The organism is Halopseudomonas sp. (assembly GCF_041579695.1).
Lineage (GTDB): Bacteria > Pseudomonadota > Gammaproteobacteria > Pseudomonadales > Pseudomonadaceae > Halopseudomonas.
In genome coordinates this window covers 1-24,193 of record NZ_JBFGFI010000001.1, presented here as the reverse complement: position 1 = coordinate 24,193, position 24,193 = coordinate 1, and the positions used below count along the sequence as shown (strand labels likewise).

The window sequence follows — 24,193 nt, the reverse complement described above, 5'->3', positions numbered from 1 at the left end:
ACGCTCCTAGCGTTCGTGGACGTAAGTCCCGGGCGCCGCTTCCATCGGCGGATAGTTTTCGTTGCCCAGCTTTGCGGGCGCCGGCTTGATCTTGCCACCACGGGCGTGCAGCCAGTCGCGCCAGTAGGCCCACCAGGAGTCCGACTGTTTGGTGGCGGTCTCGAGCCACTGCTTGGGATCGTCGGGCATGTGCGTATTGGTGAAAAAACGCGATTTGGGATTGCCTGGCGGGTTCAGGATGCTCTGAATGTGACCGCTTGAGGAAAGCACAAACTCACACTTGCCACCCAACAGCTTGGCGGACTTGTAACAGGCATCCCACGGAGTGATATGGTCGTTGAGTCCCGCGATACAGAAAAAGTCGGCCTTGACCTGCTTGAGGTCGATGGGCGTGCCGCACACTTCCAGGGCCTTGGGTCGGGTCAGCGGGTTGGTCTTGAACATCTCCAGGAACTCGCCATGGAGGGCCGCAGGCAGGCGCGTAGTATCGTTGTTCCAGAACAGGATGTCGAATACCGGCGGCTCATTGCCCAGCAGGTAGTTGTTCACCCAGTAGTTCCAGATCAGGTCATTGGGGCGCATCCAGGCAAACACCTTGGCCATGTCTTTGCCTTCCAGCACGCCATTCTGATAGGACATCCGTCGCGCAGCTTCAATCGAGCGCTCGTCGGCAAAGAGCGCGACCTGCGTCTTGATGCCGGTGTCGAGAACGCTGACCAGCAAGGTAAAGGCGTGGACCTTCTTTTCTTTCAGAGCCGCATAGTGGCCGAGCAGGGAAGCGGTGGTGATACCGCCGGAGCAGGCGCCTAGCATGCTCAGATCCTTGCTCCCGGTGATCTCCAGGACGACGTCAATGGCCTCTTTCAGGGCCTCGATATAGGTCGTCAGACCCCATTCGCGCTGGGCCTTGGTCGGATTGCGCCAGCTCACGACAAAGGTCTGCATGTGGTTTGCGGTCAGGTAGCGGGCCAGACTCTTTTCCGGTGACAGGTCGAACACATAGAATTTGTTGATCTGTGGCGGTACCACCAGTACCGGGCGTTCGTAGACTTCCTCGGTCAGTGGCTTGTACTGGATCAGCTCCAGTACCTCGTTGCGAAACACCACCGAGCCCTTGGTGACGGCGAGGTTCTTGCCCACCTCGAACGCATTCATGTTGACCTGGCTGGGCATGCCGCCGTTATTGGCGATGTCCTGGGCCATATGAGTCAGACCGTCTAGGATGCTCTTGCCGCCGGTTTCAAAAAAGCGTTTCACCGCTGCCGGATTGAGCGCCGTGTTGGTCGGTGCCATGGCTTCGGTGAGCAGTGAGATAACAAACTGTGCTCGCGTGACATCCTGTTCCGGCAGGTTGGATGAGGTGATCCAATCGTTCAGCTCGGTGCGCCAGGCCAGATAGCTCTGCATGTAGCGGCGGTACAGGGGGTTCTGACTCCAGGTGGGGTCCAGAAAGCGCTTGTCTTCCGGTGCCGGGGCTATTTCAGAGCGGCCAAGCATGACTTTGGTCACTGCCATCGACAGGTGACCGATATGCTTGAGGCTGTGCACCGGCTGTTTGACCGTCTGGCGCATGACCTGTCTGGCGGTACTGATTATGTCGCGCGTGGGCGCACCAATTACTGGGTTGGGTCCCAGGATACTCTCGCTGGCTCTTGTGCTGAGTTCTTCATTCTTGTTTTGGGCCATCGGGTAAAGCTCCGTAGTAGCAGTTTTCAGCCATTGCTGACAGTTCGGGAATTACGGCTTGGCGAGCTGTTAGGAAAACGGCAGATCGCCAGAAAGTGTGTTCATATGAGACAACTTAGCATGGCCTGATGCTGCTGTTAAAAAGATTTTCTCGGCCAGGCCGGCGATAACTGGCCGGGAGACGGGTATACAAGAAAAGAACAGTGCGTTTGCTTTAGGGAACCAAGCGCACCGTACTGGTATGCGGATCGCGGCTGGCGCCTGCTTTTTGCAGCTGATCAAGGTAGGCCTGCCAGCGGCTAGTTTGCTCAACGGCGAGTTCGTACAAGTAGTCCCAGGTATACAGCCCGCTGTCATGACCATCGTCGAATGTCAGCTTTAGCGCATAGCGTCCAGCAGGCTCGGCGCCCACCAGTCCTACATGCTGTTTGCCGGTTTGCAGTACCGGCTTGCCGTGCCCGCGGACCTCGGCCGAGGGTGAATATACCCGCAGATACTCGGCCGGTAGTACATACTCCTGACCATCGGCATAACCCAAAAGGAGGCTGCGCGAGGCTTTTCGAAGTTTGATGGTCGTCGGGATCGGTGCTGGCATCGGGAGGTCCTGAGAGGCAAAGTCGAGACTGGAAACCAGAAGCAGAGACTGCGATGTGCACGGTCTGCTTCCAGCTCAAAACGTCCAGCTTGTTCTAGAGAATATACCGCGATAGATCCTCGTTCACTGCCAGTTCACCCAAGTGCTCATCGACATAGGCGGCATCGATCACCATTGCCGCGCCATCCTGCGAGGAGGCGAGATCAGCTGCGCTGAAGGATATTTCTTCCAGCAGCCGCTCGAGCACAGTATGCAGTCGGCGTGCGCCGATGTTCTCGGTTTTCTCGTTGACCTGCCAGGCGATCTCGGCCAGGCGAGTGACGGCTTCATCGGCAAACTCGATAGTCAGCCCTTCGGTGTCCATCAGCGCGCGATACTGCTCGGTCAGCGACGCATCCGGCTCAGTCAGGATTCGCTCGAAATCGCCGGGAGTCAGGGACTTGAGTTCGACCCGGATAGGCAGGCGGCCCTGCAGCTCGGGGATCAGATCCGAGGGCTTGGTCAGGTGAAACGCGCCCGAGGCGATGAACAGGATATGGTCGGTCTTGACCATGCCGAACTTGGTGTTGACCGTGCAGCCTTCGATCAATGGCAGCAGATCGCGCTGTACACCTTCGCGAGAGACGTCAGCGCCGCTGCCGCTGTCTGCGCGTTTGCTGACCTTGTCGATTTCGTCGAGAAATACAATGCCATTCTGCTCCACTGCCTCGATGGCCTTGGCCTTCAGTTCTTCTTCATTGACCAGTTGTGCGGCTTCCTCGTCACGGATCAGCTTGAAGGCTTCCTTGACGGTAAGCTTGCGCGTTTTGCGCTTTTCCTTACCGAAGCTGGAAAACATGCTCTGCAACTGACTGGTCATTTCTTCCATGCCGGGTGGCGACATGATCTCGACGCCGATAGGCGTATCAGCGACGTCGATCTCGATTTCCTTGTCATCCAGCTGGCCTTCGCGCAGGCGCTTGCGGAAAAGCTGGCGGGTACTGCTGTCGTCCTTCGCGGGCTGGTCGCTCGCGCCTTGCCGGGCGGGGGGCAGCAATGCATCAAGAATACGCTCCTCGGCGGCGTCTTCGGCGCGGTGGCCGACCTTCTCGATTTCCTGTACCCGCAGCATCTTCAGTGCCGCATCCACCAGATCGCGAATGATCGACTCGACGTCGCGGCCAACGTAGCCGACCTCGGTGAACTTGGTCGCTTCAACCTTGATGAACGGAGCCTGGGCCAGCTTGGCCAGGCGACGGGCTATTTCGGTCTTGCCAACGCCGGTCGGGCCAATCATCAGGATGTTCTTGGGGGTGACTTCGTTGCGCAGCGCATCAGGTAGCTGCTGACGCCGCCAGCGATTGCGCAGGGCGATGGCTACGGCGCGCTTGGCGTCCTGCTGGCCAATGATGTAGCGGTCCAGTTCATGGACAATCTCGCGTGGGGTCATGGACATGCTTATGCTTCCGGCCGCCTCAGGTATTGGCGTCCAGCTCCTCGATTGTCTGGTTGTGATTGGTATAGATGCAGATTTCGCCGGCAATGTTCAAGCTTGATTCGACAATCTCGCGGGCGGACAGATCAGTGTGGCGCAGCAGGGCGCTGGCTGCGGCCTGGGCAAAAGGTCCGCCAGAACCTATGGCGATCAGGCCCTCTTCAGGTTCGATAACATCGCCGTTGCCGGTGATGATCAGCGATGCGTCCTTGTTGGCCACAGCCAGCAGGGCTTCAAGCCGGCGTAGTGCGCGGTCGGTGCGCCAGTCTTTGGCCAGCTCCACGGCAGCGCGGACCAGGTTGCCCTGGTGTTTTTCCAGTTGCGCCTCGAAGCGCTCGAACAGCGTGAACGCATCCGCTGTGCCGCCGGCAAAACCGGCGATGACCTGATCCTTGTAGAGGCGGCGAACTTTGCGGGCATTGCCTTTCATCACGGTATTGCCCAGGGATACCTGGCCATCGCCGCCGATCACGACCTTGCCGTGCCGACGAACAGATACGATTGTAGTCACGCGCAACTCCTGGTTGGCTGGTCTGAATGAAATGGAGGGGGTGCAGCAGGGCTGGCCCCTTTCAACGTATCTTGGGGCGCCCATGGCTATTTCAAGTTGCGATTGTGCTACTGGTAATCGGAACAGCCCCGAACGGGGCTATTTTCAGGGCTTGGCGTCGCGCTGCTGCAACAGCAGGTTGTCGAAGCCGTTACCGGTAAGGACCTTCTGGGCATCGCTCAGCTTGGTGCGATCCGTGTAGGGTCCGACCTGCACGCGGTACCAGACATCACCGCTGTCGAGGCGGGCATCTTCCAGGCGCACATTGAGACCGAGCAACAGTATTTGTGCGCGGACCCGATCGGCCTCGGCCTGCTTGCGGAACGAGCCTGCCTGCAGGAAAAACCGCGTGCGTGTATCTGCCGCGGCTACGGTATCACCGTCGGAGGGGGTTTCGGCCTCTGGAGGAACGTCTGGCGCACCGCCCTGGGGCACGATCACTTCGGACTCCGGCAGGAGGGTGTAGAAATCGTAGCGGGGCTCCCCACTCGCCTTGCTGCTCTGACTCGGCGGCGGGGTGGGTGGGGTCTTGTCGCGCTTGACTGTTTCACGCCCGGGCTCAAGCTGGAACAGGAAGGCGACGAACAGGCCTATGGCCAGTCCGCTGACCAGCCAGAGCCAGCCTGGAATAGCGCGGCGTGGCGCGGGCTGCTGCCGGCTGGCGCCGCGTCTGGGGGCTTTGCGTGCTTTGGCCATACTGCTTACATGCGCTCCAGGGTGTCGATGCCGAGCAGGTCGAGTCCCTGCTTCAGGGTGCGACCGGTCAGGGCCGCCAGGCGCAGACGGCTGTCGCGCTGGGCCGGCTCCTCAGCGGCCAGGATCGGGCATTGCTCGTAGAAGCTGGAAAACCGCCCGGCCAGTTCATATAGATAGTGGCAGAGTACATGAGGTGTGCCTTCTCGGGCGACATAATCCAGCGTCGAGGCAAACTGCGCCAGATGCGCTCCCAGTTCGACCTCGGCGGGCTGTTCGAGTTGCATTGGCCCCAGGTCGTCAAGCTGCGCCATGCTGCGCTCGAGTTTGCGGAACACGCTGGCGACTCGGGTATAGGCGTACATCAGATAAGGAGCCGTATTGCCCTCGAAGCTCAGCATCTGTTCGAAGTTGAAGTTGTAGTCGCTGCTGCGATGCTTGGACAGATCGGCATATTTCACCGCGCCGATGCCCACTGCATGGCCGATCCCGCGCAGCTCGCTCTCGGCCAGCTCGGGATTTTTCTGCGCGACCAGCTGGTGCGCGCGCTGTTCGGCTTCGTCAAGCAGGTCGGTGAGTTTGATGGTGCCACCGGAGCGGGTCTTGAAGGGCCTGCCGTCGGGCCCGTTCATGGTGCCAAAGCCCATGTGCTCGAGCTGCATGCTTTCCGGTACGAAGCCAGCGAGGCGGGCAACTGCAAAGACCTGCTGGAAATGCAGTGCCTGACGTTGATCGACAAAATACAGCACACGATCAGCCCCGAGCTGGGTGTAGCGGTAGCGCATTGCCGCCAGATCGGACGTGGCGTACAGATAGCCGCCGCCGGCCTTCTGGATAATCACCGGTAGGGGCTCGCCTTCGGCATTCTTGAACTGGTCGAGGAATACGCATTGTGCGCCCTGGCTTTCGGTCAGCAGGCCAGTCTTGCGAAGCTGCTCCACCACACTGGAAAGCTGATCGTTGTAGGCGCTTTCACCGCGTACATCGGCGGTAGTCAGGCTGACGCCGAGCCGGTCATACACTGCCTGGCAATGGCCGAGGGAAATGCTGTTGAACCTGTCCCAGAGTGTCAGGCACTGGGGATCGCCGGCCTGGAGCTGGACCACGCGTTCACGCGCTAGGTCGGCAAATTCCGGGCTTTCGTCAAAACGCTGCTTGGCCTGGCGGTAGAAGTTTTCCAGATCGGCCAGCTCGGCCTCAGCGTCTACGCTGTGTTCTTCCAGGTAAGCCAGTAGCATGCCGAACTGGGTGCCCCAGTCGCCCACGTGATTCTGGCGTATTACCTCGTGACCGAGATATTCGAGAACCCGGGTCACCGCGTCGCCGATGATCGTCGAGCGCAGGTGACCTACATGCATCTCCTTCGCCAGGTTGGGTGAGGAGTAGTCGACCACCACCCGCTGCAGCGGATGTGCTTCCGGCACGCCCAGGCGTTCATGCTGCAGGGCCTCATCCAGACGGGTGGCCAGCCACTGCCTGCTCTGGAAGATATTGATAAAGCCCGGCCCGGCAATGCCTACCTCGGCGATTGCTTCGTGGTCGGGCATCGCCGCCACAATTTTTTCCGCCAGATCCCGGGGCTTCATTCGGGCCGGCTTGGCCAGGGTCATGGCCAGATTGCTGGCAAAGTCCCCGTGGGCCTTGTCACGTGCTATTTCGACCTGAATGGAGGGCACGATGTCGGCAGGCAACACGCCTTCGTTCTGGAGGCGGTTGACGGCACTGGCGAGCAACTGGCTGATAAGGTTTTTCATATGCGTTCGGGTATCCGGCATCTGCCTGTGGAAAGCCGGTCATTATCCGGGTTAGGCAAGGGATTGCCAAATCTGTCTTGCCGGGGGAGCCGGTGGTGCCACAGCTAGAACATGTCCAGCGGGTCGACATCAATTGACCAGCGAACCTTGCGGCTCAGGCTATGGCTTTCAAGCTGTATCAGCCAGTGATGCAGGAGCTGATGCAGGGCTGAGCGTTGAGGAGCCTGCACCAGAAGCTGTGCCCGGTAGCGTCCGGCGCGGCGCTCCATTGGCGAGGGGACCGGCCCAAGCGTGTCGACCTTGGCCAGGTCCAGATCAATGCACAGCTGCTCGGCGAGTTCGCAGGCGGACTCGAGAAACTCGTTGGCCATCGCGGCGTTGTTGGCCTCGGCACGGAGCAGGGCGATGAAGCTGCACGGAGGCAGACCGGCCTTTTCCCGTGAATCGAGTTCATTTTGGGCGATAGTGGCGTAGCCATGTTCGGTCAGGTCGATCAGTAACTGGTGCTCGGCCATATGGGTCTGGATCAGTACCTGGCCCGGCTTTTCCGCACGTCCGGCCCTACCGGCAACCTGAGTGATCATCTGCGCCATACGTTCGGGTCCGCGGAAGTCGGAGGAAAAAAGTCCGCCATCGGCATCCAGGATGGCAACCAGTGTGACATCGGGAAAGTGATGCCCCTTGGCCAGCATCTGGGTGCCGACGAGCAGGCAGGGTTGGCCGGTCTGGATACGGGCCAGCATGTCCTGCATGGCTTTTTTCCGGGCCATGCTTTCGCGGTCGATGCGCAATACCGGGAAATCCGGAAAACAGCTGACCAGATGTTCCTCGGTACGCTCGGTGCCGGCACCGATGGAGCGCAGCTCGGTGCTCTGGCATTTCGGGCATTCCCGATCAACTGGACGCTGGCTGTTGCAGTGGTGGCAATGCAGTCTCGGCGGCGACTGATGCACGGTCATGCGCGCATCACAGCGCGTGCATTCGGCCATCCAGCCGCAGTCGTGGCACATCAGTGTGGGAGCAAACCCCCGGCGGTTGATGAACACCAGCACCTGGTTGCCTTTATTCAGGTGCTCACCAATGGCCTCGATCATCGGGCGGCAGAGACCGGCCTCGAGCTTGCGGCTACGGATGTCGATGCATTGGAAACTGGGCGGCTTTGCGTGACCGGCCCGCTCGGTCAGATGCAGGTGCCGGTAGCGTCCGCGTCTGACGTTATACAGGCTCTCCAGCGAAGGTGTGGCAGAGCCGAGAATGATCGCAGTGTGTTCCAGGTGCGCGCGATAGACCGCCAGGTCCCGGGCGTTGTAGCGCAGCCCTTCCTGCTGTTTGAAGGACAGGTCGTGCTCCTCGTCGACGATGATCAGGCCGGGTCGCGCAAGCGGCGTGAAGATTGCAGAACGGGTGCCGATGACGATACCCGCTTCGCCGTCACGGGCCGCGACCCAGGCATCAAGCCGCTCGCGGTCATTCAGGCCCGAATGCAGGATCACCACGGGCACACTGAAACGGCGTTGAAAGCGCTCAAGGGTCTGTGGCGTCAGGCCTATCTCCGGAATAAGTACCAGCACCTGGCGGCCGTCGCCCAGGCAGTGTTCGATTGCCTGCAGATAGACCTCGGTCTTGCCGCTGCCGGTTACACCATCGAGCAACCAGGCAGCAAAGCCCGATTTTGCCTTTATAACCTGCAGCGCAGCGGACTGTTCGAGGTTGGGGGTTAGCCTTGGTTCGCGCAGCAGCGGCAATGGCTCGTTGGTATGATGATGAGACTGGCTGATACGTTGGGCCAGGCCTTTTTTCTCCAGCGCTTCGAGGGTGTCACGACTCAATCCCCATTGTGTGGTCAGGGCGTGGGACAGCCCATGGGGATGCTTGGCGAGTATCTGCACCGCCTGCTTCTGTTTTGCTGCGCGACTGATGGCCGGGTGTTCCGGATAGGCGCCCGGCAGCAGTTGCCAGAGGCGGTCCTGGCGCGCGATGGCTGGCTCGCCCTGACGCACTAGTGTGGGTAGTGCGCAGCTCAGGGTGTCGCCCAGGCCATGCTGGTAGTAGCTCGCGGTCCAGCAACACAGTTGCCAGAGGGTTTCAGGGAGCAATGGTTTCAGATCGATCAGCTCGGACGCACGCTTCAGGCGGGCCGGGGGCACCTCGGAGACGTCACTAAGGGAGGCAATCACCCCGACCATCTGACGCTGGCCGAAGGGCACGCGAACTCGCTGGCCCGGGTGCAGATCTTCTGCTCGCACGCCGCTGGGAGCGCGATAATCGAAGAGTCGTCGCAGTGGCGAGGGCAGGGCGACCTGCAGTATGGGTCCGGACACGTTGGCTCCTTGGTTAGCCCGGCATGTTAGCATCGCACGGTGGTTCGCATGAGACTTGCGTTGAGTGAGGTTTCTGGTATTATCGCCGGCCTATTTTACGGTCTCTGCGCATCGGCGCCGGAACCGGCAGACAACCACAGTGCGGTGCCAGATCAGGTCGATCGGGTGGCGGCACACCTACCGAGGAAATACCATGAAAGCTGATTTGCATCCTACCTATCAGGAAATCGAAGCAACCTGCAGCTGCGGCAACGTGATCAAGACCCGTTCCACGCTGAAAGATGGCATTCACCTGGACGTCTGCTCCGAGTGTCACCCGTTCTACACCGGCAAGCAGAAGATCCTCGACACCGGCGGTCGTATCGAGCGTTTCAAGCAGCGTTTCGGCGCCGTCAGCTCCAAGTAATCACCGTGCCCGGCCACTCGCAAGTGCTGGGACATGTGAACAAGAAGGCGCTCCTATGGAGCGCCTTTTTTGTTGCCTGGCTAATAGCCCTGCCGTTGCAGGCGGATACCTGTATTCCGGTTGGCCGGGGCAGCGAGGTGGTCAGCCGCTTCGTGATTGATGGCGACACTCTGCAGCTGGTCGATGGGCGCAGGGTACGTCTGCTGGGTATAGATACGCCGGAAATCGGCCGGCGCGGCGAACCTTCCGAGCCCTTTGCCCAGGCTGCCAGAAAACGCCTCGAGGCGCTGGTGAGCAAGCCGGGCATGCGCATGCACGTGGGCGAAGCCCCTCGGGATCGCTACGGGCGGACTCTGGCACACCTGTTCGCTGCCGATGGCAGCAATGTCGAGGCGCAGCTGCTGGAAGAAGGGCTGGGGTTCGCCCTGGTGGTGCCGCCCAACGACAGGATGGCAGACTGTCACGGCGTGGCCGAGCGTCGGGCGCGCTCCGCCGATCGCGGCGTCTGGAGCCGCTCGCCGATCACGCCTGCTTCAGTGGTCAAGACGGGTGGCTTCAGCGTCATAAGCGGTAAGATCGCGTCGGTTTCGGAGGGCGGCGGTTACCTGTGGCTGGATCTCGACGGTCCGGTGACGCTGCGCATTGGCCGGGAAGAACTCGAAGTCTTCCAGGAGGCCTTCGGCGGTACTCCCCGGCAATGGGCAGGGCGTACATTGGAGGCTCGCGGCTGGGTAGTGGACCGTCAGCGCCAAGGACAATCGCTAACTGCATATAAAAGGTTCATGCTGCCAGTGCGGCACCCCTTCATGCTGGAGTTCGACTGATGCGCTCATTTTTTCTACCTTTCCTCGTTCTTGCAGTGCTGGTTTTCCAGGGCTGCGCGGTAAACCCGGTTACTGGCAAGCAGAACTTCGTGATGATGTCCGAGAGCCAGGAGCTGGCGATGGGTCGGCAGGCCAATGCGCAGATCAGCGAGCAAATGCCCATGGTGGAGAACGCTGCGCTGCAGGCCTATGTGCAGCGTATAGGTGAAGAGCTGGCTCGCAACAGTCATCGCAGTAATCTCGAGTACCGTTTCCAGGTGGTCGATTCGGCCGATATCAACGCTTTTGCCCTGCCTGGCGGCTATGTCTACATGAATCGCGGCCTGATGGCCTATATGAACTCGGAAGCAGAGCTGGCGGCTGTGCTGGGTCATGAGATCGGTCACGTGACAGCACGCCATGGCGTACGCCAGCAGAGCATGGCCATGGGTTCGAGCATTCTTGGCCAGCTGGTCACCATGGGCACCGGCATGCCGGCGGCAGGTGATCTCAGCAATATGCTCGGCAGCGCACTGGTGTCGGGCTACGGTCGTGACATGGAGCTGGAAGCGGACGGCCTCGGCGCCGAGTACCTGGCGCGCTCGGGGTATCGGCCCGACGCTGTGCTTGAGGTGATCGGCGTGCTCAAGGACCAGGATACGTTCTCCCGCCAGCAAGCCGCGGCCCAGGGCAAGCAGGTAGAGAGCTATCACGGTCTGTTTGCCAGCCATCCGACTCACGATCAACGGCTGCAACAGGTGGTTGGTCAGGCCCAGGCGCTGTCCACCGGCACCAGCCAGCGCGTAGGCCGCGACGACTATCTCAAGGCAATCAATGGAATGGTCTACGGCGATAGCGAAGCGCAGGGCGTGATACGCGACCAGCGCTTCTACCATGTGCCTTTGGACATGCGGCTCGACTACCCGGCGGGTTGGGCCGTTCTCAATCGCCCCGATGTGGTCATAGGGCACACACCGGATGAAACTGCTTTCATTGCGATGACCCTGGAGACGGTAACTGCCGGATCGAATGTCCGCGACCTGCTACGCCAGCGTGCGGGTAGCCAACAGCAGCTGGCGCAGGAGCAGACATTTTCCGGGCCGGGTTTTCAGGGTGTCATGGCTATCCTGCCGGGGCAGAGCCCGCGGCGGGTCGGCGCCATTTTGCGCAGGGACCAATTGTTTCTGTTTGTCGGTGCGGTGCGCGGTCAGGCGCGGCTCGAAAGTCATGACGCCGGCTTTACCAGTGTCATTCGCAGTTTCGGTGGACTGAGTGCCACCGACCGCAAGAAAGCGGCACCCCTGCACATCCGGCTGGTCCGCGCAGGCAAGGGTGATACCTATGCGCGTCTGGCCCGTAACAGCCCGCTGGGCGAAGAAGCGGAGGCGCGTCTGCGCCTGCTCAACGGGCACTGGCCGGATGGCCAGCCGCAACCAGGGCAGTGGCTCAAAGTTGTAAGATAATGTCCTTGACATTGATACGGTGAATGATCTTGTTCGGGCAGGTCCTTTTCTGTATTCTCTTCGACCCCGCATAAGCAACTTGACCGGAATATTGAACATGTCTGATTTGAGAACCGATGCACTCGACTATCATGCCAACCCACGTCCGGGCAAGCTGAGCGTCGAGCTGACAAAGCCTACCGCCACTGCCCGTGACCTCGCGCTTGCCTACAGCCCGGGTGTTGCAGAGCCAGTACGCGAAATCGCCAAGGACCCTCTCAACGCCTTCAAATACACCGGCAAGGGCAACCTGGTAGCAGTTATTTCCGACGGCACCGCTATCCTCGGCCTGGGTAACCTGGGTCCGTTGGCGAGCAAGCCGGTCATGGAAGGCAAGGGCGTGTTGTTCAAGCGCTTCGCCGGTATCGATGTATTCGACATCGAAGTCGAATCCGAAAGCCCGCAGGCCTTCATCGACACAGTGCGCCGCATCTCCTGCACCTTCGGGGGTATCAACCTGGAAGATATCAAGGCGCCCGAGTGCTTCGAGATCGAGCGCGCGCTGATCGAACAGTGTGATATTCCGGTATTCCACGATGACCAGCACGGCACGGCCATCGTTACTGCTGCAGCGATGATCAATGCGCTGGAGCTGGCTGACAAGAAGCTGGAAGACGCCAAGATCGTCTGCCTGGGTGCCGGTGCCGCCGCCATCGCCTGTATGAAGCTGCTGGTCAGCATGGGTTGCAAGGTCGAAAACATCTACATGCTCGACCGCAAGGGTGTGATTCATGCCGGCCGTGACGACCTGAACGAGTACAAGGCCATCTTCGCGACCGAAACCGACAAGCGTACCCTGGCCGATGCCATGAAGGGCGCCGACGTGTTTGTCGGCCTCTCTGGTCCGAACCTGCTCAAGCCGGCCGAGCTTAAGCTGATGGCTGAAAACCCCATCGTCTTCGCCTGCTCCAACCCGGATCCGGAAATTGATCCCGAGCTGGCCCACGCTTCGCGTCCCGACGTGATCATGGCGACTGGCCGTTCGGACTATCCGAACCAGGTGAACAACGTACTGGGCTTCCCCTTCATCTTCCGCGGCGCACTGGATGTGCGTGCCACCCGCATCAATGAAGAAATGAAGATTGCGGCCGTTCACGCGATTCGCAAACTGGCCAAGGAGCCTGTGCCTGAGTACATCTCCGAAGCATACGGCGGGATCAAGCTCGAATTCGGTCGCGAGTACATCATTCCCAAGCCGATGGATGTGCGCCTGATCGAGGAAGTGCCTGCCGCTGTTGCCCAGGCCGCGATCGATTCCGGCGTAGCGACACTGCCCTATCCGGCACATTACCCACTGAAGTCAGTCGAAGACTGCATCTGATCAATAGGTAATCAAAAACCCCGCTCCGGCGGGGTTTTTTGTGTTAGTCGGAAGCTGCCGGCGCCTCGAGGGTCAGTACGACCGCGTCCTGCCGCGGGGTCAGATCCGCAATCAGCAGGCAGCCTGCTGGTCGATCGGGACTCTGTAGCAGCGCGTTAGCGACTTCCGGTTCCAACCATTGGCGAAAGCAACGTGACATGGCGCGTGCTCCATAGCGTCGGTCGAAGCCACGTTCGCCCAACCAGTTCTTCAGTTCAGGCCTGGCGACAAGTTGTATCTGGTGTCGGGCGAGTCGATTGTTCAATCGCTCCAGTGCAAGCTCTACCAGCACAAGCACCTGATCATCATCCAGGCGTTGATAAATCAACTGCTGGTCAATCCGATTGAGAAACTCAGGGACGAAGGCCTTTTCCAGGGCCAGCCTGTGCTGTTTTTGCTCCTGACGTGTTCGCCAGGCTTCAGGTAACCAACGACACCAGCCCCTTTGCTGGCGCTGCTGCCAGCTCCAAATTGCTTGCGCGCCAACATTACTGGTCATGAAAATCAGACTGTTGCGGAAATTCAAAGTGGTGGTGCCGGAGCTGAGCCGCAGTTCACCGTTATCAAAAATGTTCATCAATGCGCGGGTCACAGGTTCGCTGGCTTTCTCGAGTTCGTCGAACAGCACGATGCCTGGCTTGCCAAAGCTGCCCTCAATCGCCTCGCGATCAAAAAGTGTATTGCCCTCCTTGCTGCCGACATAACCAGGCGGTGCACCTGTCAGTGATGCGGCGTAATGTTCCTGGGCCAGGGTATTCATATCAATCCTGCACAGCGCATCGGCTCGGCCATGAATGGCCTCTGCGAGCAGACGCACTGTTTCGGTCTTGCCCACCCCGGTTGGCCCCATGAGCAACATGACAGCCAGCGGCTTGCGGGGATCGCCCAGTTCGGCTTTGGTCAGGGCCAGGCTCGCAGCTATGGCATCCAGGGCAGCATCCTGCCCTGTGATGCGCGAGCGCAGCTGCTGCATGACGGTGTCCAGATTGAACTGGAATCGTGACTGGCGCACGGAGGGTGTGGTGCCCCCCTTGCGCTGGTTGTGCTCAAGCACTTCATTGATAAAGGGCATTACCGACTCCCCTCGGCAATATCATGCTCCGGCTTCCTTGTCCTTGCCGGGATGCGGCAGCTCGCCTACGGGGCAGTCCTTGACGCCTATGGTACTGCGGGTCATTTTCTCCACATCGTCGCGGGCCTTCTCTGCGTCCAGAACCCAGGTACGATAGAAGTCGAATGGGCAGTCAGCGACACCGCGGTCGCCGTCCCCGGAGTTATACATTCCGGTATAGCCCCGATGCAGTAGCTTGAACAGATGATTTTGTGACTGGTCATTGGCACGCGCATCGCGGATCTGCGATACCGAGAGTTGGGCGTACTGGATACCCATATCCTCTTCGCCACATTCGCCCAGCGTACGGCCGTCGAAGCCGATAATCGCCGAGTGGCCGAAATAGGAGTACACCCCGTCAAAGCCACTGGCGTTGGCTACCGCCACATAGCAGTTGTTGGCCCAGGCCATGGACTTGGACATCATCACCTGTTGTTCCTTGGCCGGGTACATATAGCCCTGGCAACGCACGATCAGCTCGGCGCCTTTCATCGCACAATCTCGCCAGATTTCCGGATAATTACCGTCGTCGCAGATAATCAGGCTGATCTTCATGCCCTTAGGGCCTTCCGACACATAGGTACGGTCCCCGGGATACCAGCCTTCGATCGGACACCAGGGAATGCACTTGCGGTATTTCTGTACGATCTCGCCCTGATCATTGATCAGGACCAGTGTGTTATAGGGCGCCTTGTGCGGATGTTCCTCATGCTGCTCGCCTGTCAGAGAGAATATCCCCCAGGTTTTAGCCTGCTTGCAGGCTTCACTGAAAATACGTGTTTCGTCTCCGGGAATAGTCGCCGCGGTGGCCATCATCTCATCGTTGTCGTACATGATGCCCATGGTGCTGTATTCGGGGAATACCACCAGATCCATACCCGGCAGGCCTTTTTTCATGCCGACGACCATATCTGCGATGTTGCGTGCGTTGGCCAGCACCTCTTCGCGAGTATGCAGCCTGGGCATCTTGTAATTGACGACCGCGACGCCCACGGTATCGGGGCTGCTTGAAATATCTCCATGACGCATTGGTTAGTCCTCCGCTGGCTTGCTTGGTTTGGGTAGGTCAGTTGAGGTCGATACCCAGCTTGCTGACCCGATAACGCAGTTGTCTGAGTGTCAGGTTGAGTCGTCTGGCGGCTTCAGATTGGTTGTTGCTGGTGTCCACCAGCATGGCGCGGATCTGCGCAGCTTCATCCTGGTTAACCCAGTTATAGGAGCGTCCGTAAGGCCTTTGGCCGGGCCCGCTTGGTTGATATGCAGGTGTTTCCGGTGCGCCGGGAAGGCTCGGCTTCTCGGTAATAGCGTATTCGGGAAGATTGATGGCGCTTTCTGATGAAAGGCTGTGTTTGAGCTTTGCGCCGCTGAGCGAATCCTGGTCACTGGTCAGGGCTGTGCGCTCAAGGACGTTCTGCAGCTGCCGGATGTTGCCTGGCCAGTCAAACCGTTCAAGGACTTCGAACGCATCTGCTTCGAGGCTCCAGTTGCGTTCGTAGTGGTGATTGAGCTCGTTGAGAAAATGCAGTGCCAACTGTCGGATGTCTTCCTGGCGTTCGCGCAGGGGAGGCAGTTGCACGGGAACGACATGCAGTCGATAAAACAGATCCAGACGGAACCGCCCCTGATTGACCGACTCCTGTAGATTGACGTGTGTCGCAGTGATCACGCGAAAGTCCACTGAAACAGCACTGTCGCTGCCGACCGGGTCCACCTTTTTTTCCTGTAGTACACGCAGCAGTTTGGCTTGCAGGGCCAGAGGCATATCACCTATTTCGTCCAGAAAAAGGGTGCCACCGTCGGCCTGGACAATCTTGCCCTGCTTGTTCTGGGAGGCGCCGGTAAAGGCCCCTTTGGCATGGCCAAACAGCTCGGATTCGAGTAGGTCAGCGGGTATAGCGGCGCAATTGATACAGATGAAAGGTTTCTCGCGCCGATCACTTTGCTGGTGCGTCATCCGGGCGAACTTTTCCTTGCCAGTGCCGGACTCGCCGAGCAGCATTACCGGCGCATCGCTGCGGGCAACCTGGATGGTTGAGCGCACGGCATCCATGAGCGCTGGACTGGTGCCCAGAATTCCGTGGGCCAGGCTCTGCTTGAGCATCGCTTCGATCGCGATGCTGTGACGTAAATGCTGGTTTTCCTTTACCAGGTGCGCTGTCTGATCTACCACAAACTGATGGATGCGCAATACCTGGCCTACCATGGAGGCGGCGATACGCATCAAGCTTATGTCTCCATCAAAGGGCCTTTCATGCAGACCCTCGCGCTGGACCGACAGCACACCGATCGGCCTGCCTGACTCCAGGATAGGCACCGCGATAAAAGTCATGCGTCCGCCGGTATGGTTTGACAGTTCCGCCACCCGATAGATGAACAGCGGCTCTTTGTTAACGTCCGGTACCAGGCCGATAGAGCCGGTGCGCATGACGTAGCCGGTCACACCCTGATTGATGTTCAGGGTAAAGCGGCCGGCCTTGAGATCTTCTGGCGATAATCCGTAGGAATAACGCACTTCAATTGTGTTGTTCGACGCCACAGGCAGACTGACTCTGCCGCAGTTGAGGCCATATAGCTGCGAGAGCAGCCGAAGAATCCCCTGTATGGTGCGCGGGGCATCCAGTGGCTTTTCCAACAGCTTGGCCATTTCCAGAATCACGACCAGTTCACGCTTCATCTGCTGGGATATCCCATCCGACATGGTTGTCACGGAATGCAGGCTCCTTGGGTAGGGGATGAACTGGCCCCCTGCGGCCTGCGTCTTGGGCGTGCACCGGCTAGGTTGCTAGCTCAGTGACTGATCATCCACGGACGTCGCGGACCACTCTGTTGCTTCAGGGGGGGCGGCTGCCCTTCAGCGCGTGGCTGATGGGTGCATTTACCCGAGTTGCAACAACTGTGCCCGTGTCCATGGCTGACCTTCGGTTGATGGGCGCTGCGTTCATTGGTTTCATGGGCCGTGCGTTGCTGACGACTGAGTACCTGCAGACGCGGCGCGCTGATCAGGCGCTGCATGATCTGCCCGCAGGCAGGGCAGTCGCGGGGCAGGTTGCGTTCTGCGCTGGGCAGCAAGGCTTCAAAAGCGCCACATTGTGGGCAGTCGAAATCGTATAGGGGCATGGTGTGCTCTCTAACTGTGCGCTTTAGGGGGTGGCCGCCGCACCAAAAAAGACCGCGGCGGCCGGACCTGATCACTTATTCCATTTGGACGTTGGCACTTCCGGGCTATTGACCGAGATCGTTGGACCGTCTGCGTTCGGCATGATGTCGAAGTCGAATATCTCTGTGGGGATCCATAGAGTGGCGCATACGTTGGGAACATCGACAATGCCGCTGATGTGCCCCTGCACCGGCGCGGTACCAAGCAGTGAGTAGGCCTGTGCGCCGCTGAAACCGAATTTTTTCATGTATTCGATGGCGTTCAGACAGGCCTGGCGGTAAGCCACATGGGCATCCAGGTAATGCTGCTTGCCGCTCTCATCGACGGAAATGCCTTCGAAGATCAGGTGTTTCTTGTAACTGGGGGCCATGTCGCTGGGCTGGAATATGGGATTTTTCACACCGTACTTTTTAACCCCGTCCTTGATCAGGTTGACCCGGATGTGGATCCAGCCGGCCATTTCAATGGCGCCGCAGAAAGTGATCTCACCGTCACCCTGGGAAAAATGCAGGTCGCCCATCGACAGCCCGCCGCCCTTGACGTAGACCGGGAAGAACACCCGCGAGCCCTTGGTCAGGTCCTTGATGTCGCAGTTACCACCGTGTTCGCGCGGGGGCACGGTGCGGGCGCCTTCATTGGCGATCTTGGCTGCCACTTCACCGGTGGCTCGTCCGGTATGGGCGGTCGGTGCATAGGGCGGGTTTGCCAGTCCGGGTACACGATCAGGATCGGTATCGATCAGGGCCTGTTCGCGCTTGTTCCATTCATCGAGCAGTTCCTGCGAGGGCAGGCAGCCAATAAGGCCTGGGTGCATTAAGCCAATGAATTCGACGCCGGGAATATGCCGAGACTTGGTATAGATGCCGTTGAAGTCCCAAATGGTCTTGCGGGCTTCTGGGAAATGCTCAGTCAGGAAGCCGCCGCCGTTCTCCTTGGCAAAGACGCCGTTGAAACCCCACATCTGGTCGGCGAAGGCGCCCAGGTCGAGAATATCCACGACCATCAGGTCGCCGGGTTCGGCACCTTCTACTGCTACCGGGCCGCTTAGGTAGTGCACCTTGCTCAGGTCCACATCGCGCACGTCATCGGCACTGTCGTTGTTGGCGATCTGTCCGCCGGTCCAGTCCATGCACTCGATGATGAAGTCATCGCCAGGCTTGACCGTCGCTACCATCGGCACATCGGGGTGCCAACGGTTATGAATGATGTCGTGCTCCTTGGGGCTCTTGTTCAGATCGATTTTGATCAATGTCTCAGCCATGACTGTGAATCCTCTATGTGGGTGATAGCAATCGCGGCCAGATCCTGGCCAGTCATGATCCCAGAGCAGATGACGTGCCAGCTTTGTCATTAAAATGAAAAGTCGTTTTTAATCATATAGATAGGAATCAATAGTCAATTAATGTCAGATCCTGATGATTCGATGTCATGACAATGTCACTACTCAAATGTGGACATTGTCATGACAATGTCAGATTGCACTATCAGGGAGCCGGCTATGTCAGACCCCGTGTTTTGCTCAGCCATAACCGGGTGGCTTACGCAAGTCATTGATATTTGGTGGTTTAAGCGCATGGGCTGATATTTTTATGAAGGATTTCGGCATGCTGGCACAAGGGTTGCTCAGGGTGTGGTGACAGGTAGACAAACCGTTAAACGGATTTGCTTGCCGGTTTTACCCACATCTAGGAGATCCACCCATGCAAGATTCGATACGCAAGATGCCCGCCTGGAAGCGCCATGTGCTGGCGTTGGCGCTGGGCACCGGCTTGGGCGTGACCGGCGTTGCCAATGCAGCCGATTACCCGACCGCTAAGGTTAATACCACAGGCCTCGCAGTTACCGATGACACGGTTCAGGTCGGTATCCTGCATTCCATTACCGGCACCATGGCTATCAGTGAAACAGGTTCGGTCGAGGCTGAGATACTCGCCATTGAACAGATCAACGCGATGGGAGGTGTACTTGGCCGCCAGATCGAGATTGTTCAGGAAGATGGTGCCAGTGATTGGCCCACCTTTGCCGAGAAGTCTCGCAAGCTTCTAACCCAGGACAAGGTTGCTGCCGTGTTTGGTTGCTGGACCTCGGCATCACGCAAGGCGGTTCTGCCAGTATTCGAGAAGGAAAACGGGATGCTCTATTACCCGACTTTCTACGAAGGGCTCGAGCAATCCAAGAACGTCATCTACACAGGCCAGGAAGCAACTCAACAGATTCTGGCCGGCCTGGACTGGATAGCCGAAGAAAAGAGTGCCAAGACTTTCTACCTGGTTGGCTCTGACTATATCTGGCCACGTACTTCCAACAAGATCGCCCGCAAGCACATTGAGAATGTTCTCGGTGGCACGGTGGTTGGCGAAGAGTACTACCCGCTGGGCAATACCAACTTTGGTTCGCTGATCAACAAGATCCGTCTGAAAAAGCCTGACGTGGTGTATTCAAGCATTGTCGGTGGCTCCAACGTTGCCTGGTGGAAGCAGCTGAATGCTGCGGGTATTACGGCTGATCGCCAAACCATCATGACCATTTCCGTTACTGAGGACGAAGTGCTGGGTATCGGCGGTGAGAACATGAAGGGTTTCTATTCCTCCATGAAGTACTTCCAGTCCCTGGAAAACGACAACAACTCCGAGTTCGTCAAGGCGTTCAAGGCTCGCTGGGGTGATGACAGCGTCATCGGTGACGTGACTCAGGCAGCTTATCTTGGCCCCTGGTTGTGGAAAGCAGCAGTAGAAAAGGCTGGAAGCTTTGATGTCGACAATGTCAGTGCCGCCTCTCCGGGCATCGAACTGACTACTGCGCCTGAAGGCTACGTCAAGATTCATGCAAACAATCACCTCTGGAGCAAGCTGCGCGTTGGTCAGTGGCAGGAAGATGGCCAGGCCAAGGTGGTTTACGAGTCAGATCTGATCGAGCCGAATCCCTTCCCCGAAGGTTATCAGTAAGCCCCTGGCTTAAGCGTAGATCAACACCGGTGCGGTCATTGTTGACCGCATCGTACTGAGTCAAGGAGAACGATCATGGGCGGTTATTCCTCGCAGGAACTCACGGCCATCTTTGTCATGCAGGGGTTCAGTGGGCTCAGCCTGTTCTGCGTATTCCTGTTGATGGCATTGGGGCTGGCGATCATCTTTGGACAGATGGGCGTCATCAACATGGCCCACGGCGAGTTTCTCACCCTGGGCGCCTATATTACCTGGATGGTATCCGTTCTCGGCACCGAGATATGGCCGTGGATGGCGCATATCTATTTCCCGATAGCGATACTTGCAGCATTCACCGGGACGTTTATTCTCGGTTATTTTGTCGAACGATTAATGATCAGGCGCCTGTACAAGCGCCCTCTGGATACGTTGCTTGCGACCTGGGGGTTGGGTCTCATCATGCAGCAGGCCTTCCGCTCCGGCTTTGGCCCGCGCGAAGTCAGTGTCAATCTGCCCCCGTGGCTAATGGGATCGTGGAGACCGACAGACATCATCGATATTCCGGTCAACGGGATGTTCGTGATGGTCATTACCTTTTTCATCACCCTTGGCGTAGCACTGCTGCTGTACAAGTCGCGCTGGGGAATAAAAGTCCGAGCGACTACCCAGAATCGGCCGATGGCCAATGCGGCAGGAATCAATACGCAACGGGTTGACCGATTCACCTTTGCCCTGGGTTGCGGTATTGCCGGTGTCGCCGGAGCTGCTTTTACAACCATCGCTTCCACCGGTCCTACCACGGGCTCGCTGTATATCGTGGATACCTTCCTGGTCGTGGTTTTTGGTGGTGCAGCCAGCATTCTCGGTACCGTGGTATCGGCGTTCGGTATTGCCCAGGCGCAGTCGATAATGGAGTTCTTCCTCAGCGGTTCCATGGCCAAGGTAATCACCCTTACGGTGGTAGTCGGCATTCTGATGGTTCGTCCCCAGGGACTCTTTGCAAGCAAGGTACGCCGGTGATCGGCGTGCTAGCTGGAGGTTATTGATATGCACAGATGGATAGCGGCATTCGGGGGAGGCCAACGCCTGCTGCAGCTACTGGCGCTGGCGATTTTACTGCTGGTCATTCTGCCACTGACCCTTGATATTTTCAGGCTCAACCTGCTGGGCAAGTACCTGACCTACGCGTTTGTTGCGGTTGGTCTGGTGCTCTGCTGGGGATATGGGGGCATTCTTAGTCTGGGCCAGGGTATCTTCTTTGGCGTTGGTGGTTATTGCATGGCGATGTTTTTGAAGCTGGAATCGTCTGCTCCGGAGTTCACATCGATTCAGAGCACGCCGGGCATTCCTGACTTCATGGACTGGAACCAGATCACCGAACTGCCAATGATGTGGATGCCGTTTCACAGTCTTACGCTCACCATCATCCTTATGCTTACGGTGCCAGCCCTGGTTGCCTTCTTCATTGGCTTTGCCATGTTCAAGCGCCGGGTAGGTGGGGTGTATTTCGCAATCATCACACAGGCCATTGCCTCCATCGCGACCATTCTTATCGTCGGGCAGCAGGGTTATACCGGTGGTATCAATGGTATTACCGACCTGAGAACACTGTTGGGCTGGGATATTCGTTCCGATAGCGCACGCTACATTCTCTACTTTGTCTGCTGCGTGGCGCTGATCATTTGTCTGTTGATCGGTCAGTTCGTGTTGGAGAGTCGCTTTGGCAAACTGTTGATCGCCATGCGCGACCAGGAAGACCGTGTGCGCTTTTCGGGATACGACGTTGCCAATATCAAGATCTTTGTCTTCGCCTTGGCAGCGGTATTCTCGGCCATCGGCGGTGCCATGTTTGCTTTGCAGGTGGGCTTCATGTCGCCTTCCTTTGTGGGCACAGTGGCATCAATCGAAATGGTCATCTTCTGCGCCGTGGGCGGCAGGCTTTCGTTGATTGGTGCAGTGTATGGAGCTCTGCTGGTCAACCTGGCCAAGACCATGCTTTCAGAAACCTTTCCGCAACTCTGGATTGTGTTCATGGGGGCGTTGTTCATCGGCGTAGTTCTGCTGTTCCCTCAGGGTCTGGCCGGTATTTACAACGACTACATAAAGCCACCCCTCTCGGGGCTATTGGGTCGCTCTCGCAAAAAGGAAAGTGAGCCGGACGCTGCTCAGGAGGCACAATCATGAGTTCACCGATATTGCTTGCGATTGAAGATTTGACTGTCTCCTTTGATGGGTTCAAGGCGGTTGATGGGCTCAATCTCTATGTGGAGCGCAACGAGGTGCGAGTAGTCATCGGGCCTAACGGTGCGGGCAAGACAACCTTGCTGGATCTGATCTGCGGCAAGACGCGCGCTTCTTCAGGCTCGATCATGTTCAAGAACACCGAGCTGACCAAGCTTGCAGAGAATCAGATCGTCAAGGCGGGTGTGGGTAGAAAGTTCCAGACACCTTCGATCTACGAGAATCTCACCGTGCGCGAGAATCTTCAGCTGTCCTACCCTGGCGGGCGCACTGTATTTGGCAGTCTGTTCTTCAAGACAACCGAGCATGTCACCCAGAGAGTCAGTGAGGTAGCCGCGGATATTTTCCTCGAAGAGCGGCTGGACGTCAGTGCTGGTCTGTTGAGTCATGGTCAGAAGCAGTGGCTGGAAATCGGGATGCTGCTTATCCAGGATCCCGAGTTGCTGATGCTGGATGAGCCCGTGGCAGGCATGAGTGTCCCGGAGCGTGAAGCGACAGCTGATCTGCTACGGCGTATCAGCAGCAATCGTTCAGTGATCGTGATTGAGCACGATATGGATTTCGTCAAGGACATCGCCAACAAGGTCACCGTATTGCACCAGGGCAAGCTGCTCGCCGAGGGCAAGATGGACGATGTTCAGAAAAACGAAAAGGTCATCGAGGTCTACCTGGGCCATTAATAGAAGGAATCGGACATGCTGGCTGTTCGCGATTTGTACGTAAGTTACGGAATGAGCGAGGTCATCCATGGTATTTCGCTGGATGTCGGAGCCAATGAAACCGTAGCAGTCATGGGGCGCAACGGGATGGGCAAGACCACGTTGTTCAAATCCCTTATCGGGATGCAGCCCAGTAGCAGTGGAAGCATCACCTTTAACGGCAAGGAGTTGAGTAAGGCGCAGTCCTACCAGCGGGTAGCCAACGGTATTGCCTACGTACCCCAGGGTCGTATGGTTTTTCCTACCCTCACGGTGGAGGAAAATATCATGGCGGGTCTTGAGGCGTCAGGGCGCAAGAAAGTGCCAGGCGATATCTACGAGCTGTTTCCGGTACTGCTGGAGATGCGTCGCCGCAAGGCGGGCAACTTGTCTGGGGGGCAGCAACAACAGTTGGCTATCGGTCGCGCGTTGGCTGCGGACCCGAAGATCCTTTTGCTTGATGAGCCTACCGAGGGTATCCAGCCATCAATCATCAAGCAGTTGGCCAGCACCCTCAACGATATCAAGCATGCGCGCAAGATCAGTATTGTGGTTTCCGAGCAGGTTCTGAGCTTTGCACTGGCCGTAGCTGACCGGATGCTGGTAATCGACAAGGGCAACATCGTACATGAGGCAAGTGGCAGCGAGATTGATCGCGAACACATCAGCCGTTACCTCTCCGTGTGACCAATGTGGTCGTACCCTCCGCCCGTGAAAACGGTCGGAGGGTTTTTTTATGCCTGGCAAACGCAAAGAAGCCTTGACGGCAAAATCACAGCCCCTATAATGCGCGTCTGCCCAGTCAGGGCGCTTTTGATAAAGCGCTTTACAATCAATAAGTTAGCGATAATTTAGCGGTTGACAGGGCAGAATGAGACGGTAGAATACGCCGCTCACCGAGACAGCAGCACGATCGCT

The 24,193-nt window shown here is 58.1% G+C and carries 21 protein-coding genes; 9 read left to right on the top strand and 12 right to left on the bottom strand.

Going from position 1 to position 24,193, the window contains the following annotated elements; translation table 11 throughout:
- Positions 1 to 6 precede the first annotated feature (6 nt).
- From phaC to ABYA88_RS00075, 7 genes are all read right to left on the bottom strand, one after another.
- Positions 7 to 1,686, bottom strand: coding sequence for a class II poly(R)-hydroxyalkanoic acid synthase (phaC, locus tag ABYA88_RS00105; protein WP_373184371.1), 1,680 nt, complete (start codon positions 1,684 to 1,686; stop codon positions 7 to 9).
- Between the two features lie 214 nt (positions 1,687 to 1,900).
- A complete protein-coding gene (locus ABYA88_RS00100; RefSeq protein WP_373184370.1) occupies positions 1,901 to 2,281 on the bottom strand; it encodes a gamma-butyrobetaine hydroxylase-like domain-containing protein in 381 nt (126 codons plus the stop codon).
- A gap of 94 nt (positions 2,282 to 2,375) precedes the next feature.
- A complete protein-coding gene (gene hslU / locus ABYA88_RS00095) occupies positions 2,376 to 3,716 on the bottom strand; it encodes an ATP-dependent protease ATPase subunit HslU (protein WP_373184369.1) in 1,341 nt (446 codons plus the stop codon).
- Positions 3,717 to 3,735: 19 nt separating this feature from the next.
- The gene (hslV, locus tag ABYA88_RS00090) at positions 3,736 to 4,266 is read right to left on the bottom strand and encodes an ATP-dependent protease subunit HslV (protein ID WP_373184368.1); all 531 of its coding nucleotides are present in this window, start codon (positions 4,264 to 4,266) and stop codon (positions 3,736 to 3,738) included.
- A gap of 144 nt (positions 4,267 to 4,410) precedes the next feature.
- Positions 4,411 to 5,001 carry an SPOR domain-containing protein gene (locus ABYA88_RS00085; protein ID WP_373184367.1) on the bottom strand — a complete coding sequence of 197 codons (591 nt, stop codon included), beginning with the start codon at positions 4,999 to 5,001 and terminating at the stop codon, positions 4,411 to 4,413.
- Positions 5,002 to 5,006: 5 nt separating this feature from the next.
- The gene (gene argS / locus ABYA88_RS00080; protein WP_373184366.1) at positions 5,007 to 6,752 is read right to left on the bottom strand and encodes an arginine--tRNA ligase; all 1,746 of its coding nucleotides are present in this window, start codon (positions 6,750 to 6,752) and stop codon (positions 5,007 to 5,009) included.
- Positions 6,753 to 6,856: 104 nt separating this feature from the next.
- Positions 6,857 to 9,073, bottom strand: coding sequence for a primosomal protein N' (locus ABYA88_RS00075; RefSeq protein WP_373184365.1), 2,217 nt, complete (start codon positions 9,071 to 9,073; stop codon positions 6,857 to 6,859).
- A 193-nt stretch (positions 9,074 to 9,266) separates the two neighbouring features.
- Here ABYA88_RS00075 and rpmE point away from each other — a divergent pair, with 193 nt between their 5' ends.
- The 4 genes from rpmE (at position 9,267) to ABYA88_RS00055 (ending at position 13,105) form a co-directional block, all read left to right on the top strand.
- The gene (rpmE, locus tag ABYA88_RS00070) at positions 9,267 to 9,479 is read left to right on the top strand and encodes a 50S ribosomal protein L31 (RefSeq protein ID WP_373184364.1); all 213 of its coding nucleotides are present in this window, start codon (positions 9,267 to 9,269) and stop codon (positions 9,477 to 9,479) included.
- 35 nt (positions 9,480 to 9,514) lie between these two features.
- Positions 9,515 to 10,303 (top strand): thermonuclease family protein, encoded by a 789-nt coding sequence (locus tag ABYA88_RS00065; protein WP_373184363.1) that lies wholly within the window; start codon positions 9,515 to 9,517, stop codon positions 10,301 to 10,303.
- Positions 10,303 to 11,745, top strand: coding sequence for a M48 family metalloprotease (locus ABYA88_RS00060; RefSeq protein WP_373184362.1), 1,443 nt, complete (start codon positions 10,303 to 10,305; stop codon positions 11,743 to 11,745). The genes ABYA88_RS00065 and ABYA88_RS00060 overlap by 1 nt, the downstream gene beginning before the upstream one ends.
- Positions 11,746 to 11,842: 97 nt before the next feature.
- Positions 11,843 to 13,105, top strand: a complete 1,263-nt coding sequence (locus tag ABYA88_RS00055) for a malic enzyme-like NAD(P)-binding protein (RefSeq protein WP_373184361.1) — start codon at positions 11,843 to 11,845, stop codon at positions 13,103 to 13,105.
- A gap of 43 nt (positions 13,106 to 13,148) precedes the next feature.
- Here ABYA88_RS00055 and ABYA88_RS00050 read toward each other — a convergent pair whose 3' ends face one another.
- The 5 genes from ABYA88_RS00050 to fmdA form a co-directional block, all read right to left on the bottom strand.
- Positions 13,149 to 14,216 (bottom strand): AAA family ATPase, encoded by a 1,068-nt coding sequence (locus ABYA88_RS00050; RefSeq protein ID WP_373184360.1) that lies wholly within the window; start codon positions 14,214 to 14,216, stop codon positions 13,149 to 13,151.
- Positions 14,217 to 14,237: 21 nt separating this feature from the next.
- Positions 14,238 to 15,284: an aliphatic amidase gene (locus tag ABYA88_RS00045; protein WP_373184359.1), complete on the bottom strand. Its 1,047-nt coding sequence runs from the start codon at positions 15,282 to 15,284 to the stop codon at positions 14,238 to 14,240.
- Positions 15,285 to 15,321: 37 nt separating this feature from the next.
- Positions 15,322 to 16,953: a sigma 54-interacting transcriptional regulator gene (locus ABYA88_RS00040; RefSeq protein ID WP_373184628.1), complete on the bottom strand. Its 1,632-nt coding sequence runs from the start codon at positions 16,951 to 16,953 to the stop codon at positions 15,322 to 15,324.
- Between the two features lie 89 nt (positions 16,954 to 17,042).
- Positions 17,043 to 17,372 carry an FmdB family zinc ribbon protein gene (locus ABYA88_RS00035; protein ID WP_373184358.1) on the bottom strand — a complete coding sequence of 110 codons (330 nt, stop codon included), beginning with the start codon at positions 17,370 to 17,372 and terminating at the stop codon, positions 17,043 to 17,045.
- 71 nt (positions 17,373 to 17,443) lie between these two features.
- Positions 17,444 to 18,673, bottom strand: a complete 1,230-nt coding sequence (gene fmdA / locus ABYA88_RS00030) for a formamidase (protein WP_373184357.1) — start codon at positions 18,671 to 18,673, stop codon at positions 17,444 to 17,446.
- A 439-nt stretch (positions 18,674 to 19,112) separates the two neighbouring features.
- Between fmdA and urtA the strand changes: the two genes are divergently transcribed.
- From urtA to urtE, 5 genes are all read left to right on the top strand, one after another.
- Positions 19,113 to 20,357, top strand: coding sequence for an urea ABC transporter substrate-binding protein (gene urtA / locus ABYA88_RS00025; protein ID WP_373184356.1), 1,245 nt, complete (start codon positions 19,113 to 19,115; stop codon positions 20,355 to 20,357).
- Between the two features lie 75 nt (positions 20,358 to 20,432).
- Entirely contained in the window at positions 20,433 to 21,356 is a 924-nt protein-coding gene (gene urtB / locus ABYA88_RS00020) for an urea ABC transporter permease subunit UrtB (protein ID WP_339844213.1), read from the top strand.
- 27 nt (positions 21,357 to 21,383) lie between these two features.
- Complete coding sequence (gene urtC / locus ABYA88_RS00015; RefSeq protein WP_373184355.1) at positions 21,384 to 22,520, top strand: urea ABC transporter permease subunit UrtC; 1,137 nt, start codon at positions 21,384 to 21,386, stop codon at positions 22,518 to 22,520.
- Entirely contained in the window at positions 22,517 to 23,257 is a 741-nt protein-coding gene (gene urtD / locus ABYA88_RS00010; protein WP_373184354.1) for an urea ABC transporter ATP-binding protein UrtD, read from the top strand. Before urtC ends, urtD begins: the two co-directional genes overlap by 4 nt.
- A gap of 15 nt (positions 23,258 to 23,272) precedes the next feature.
- Positions 23,273 to 23,962, top strand: coding sequence for an urea ABC transporter ATP-binding subunit UrtE (gene urtE, locus ABYA88_RS00005; protein ID WP_339844222.1), 690 nt, complete (start codon positions 23,273 to 23,275; stop codon positions 23,960 to 23,962).
- Positions 23,963 to 24,193 lie beyond the last annotated feature (231 nt).

Bases quoted from the DNA above. Each gene is read 5' to 3' on its own strand.
- phaC (WP_373184371.1), bottom strand. From the start codon at position 1,686: ATGGCCCAAAACAAGAATGAAGAACTCAGCACAAGAGCCAGCGAGAGT.
- ABYA88_RS00100 (WP_373184370.1), bottom strand. From the start codon at position 2,281: ATGCCAGCACCGATCCCGACGACCATCAAACTTCGAAAAGCCTCGCGC.
- hslU (WP_373184369.1), bottom strand. From the start codon at position 3,716: ATGTCCATGACCCCACGCGAGATTGTCCATGAACTGGACCGCTACATC.
- ABYA88_RS00085 (WP_373184367.1), bottom strand. From the start codon at position 5,001: ATGGCCAAAGCACGCAAAGCCCCCAGACGCGGCGCCAGCCGGCAGCAG.
- argS (WP_373184366.1), bottom strand. From the start codon at position 6,752: ATGAAAAACCTTATCAGCCAGTTGCTCGCCAGTGCCGTCAACCGCCTC.
- rpmE (WP_373184364.1), top strand. From the start codon at position 9,267: ATGAAAGCTGATTTGCATCCTACCTATCAGGAAATCGAAGCAACCTGC.
- ABYA88_RS00060 (WP_373184362.1), top strand. From the start codon at position 10,303: ATGCGCTCATTTTTTCTACCTTTCCTCGTTCTTGCAGTGCTGGTTTTC.
- ABYA88_RS00055 (WP_373184361.1), top strand. From the start codon at position 11,843: ATGTCTGATTTGAGAACCGATGCACTCGACTATCATGCCAACCCACGT.
- ABYA88_RS00050 (WP_373184360.1), bottom strand. From the start codon at position 14,216: ATGCCCTTTATCAATGAAGTGCTTGAGCACAACCAGCGCAAGGGGGGC.
- ABYA88_RS00045 (WP_373184359.1), bottom strand. From the start codon at position 15,284: ATGCGTCATGGAGATATTTCAAGCAGCCCCGATACCGTGGGCGTCGCG.
- ABYA88_RS00040 (WP_373184628.1), bottom strand. From the start codon at position 16,953: ATGTCGGATGGGATATCCCAGCAGATGAAGCGTGAACTGGTCGTGATT.
- ABYA88_RS00035 (WP_373184358.1), bottom strand. From the start codon at position 17,372: ATGCCCCTATACGATTTCGACTGCCCACAATGTGGCGCTTTTGAAGCC.
- fmdA (WP_373184357.1), bottom strand. From the start codon at position 18,673: ATGGCTGAGACATTGATCAAAATCGATCTGAACAAGAGCCCCAAGGAG.
- urtA (WP_373184356.1), top strand. From the start codon at position 19,113: ATGCAAGATTCGATACGCAAGATGCCCGCCTGGAAGCGCCATGTGCTG.
- urtB (WP_339844213.1), top strand. From the start codon at position 20,433: ATGGGCGGTTATTCCTCGCAGGAACTCACGGCCATCTTTGTCATGCAG.
- urtC (WP_373184355.1), top strand. From the start codon at position 21,384: ATGCACAGATGGATAGCGGCATTCGGGGGAGGCCAACGCCTGCTGCAG.
- urtD (WP_373184354.1), top strand. From the start codon at position 22,517: ATGAGTTCACCGATATTGCTTGCGATTGAAGATTTGACTGTCTCCTTT.
- urtE (WP_339844222.1), top strand. From the start codon at position 23,273: ATGCTGGCTGTTCGCGATTTGTACGTAAGTTACGGAATGAGCGAGGTC.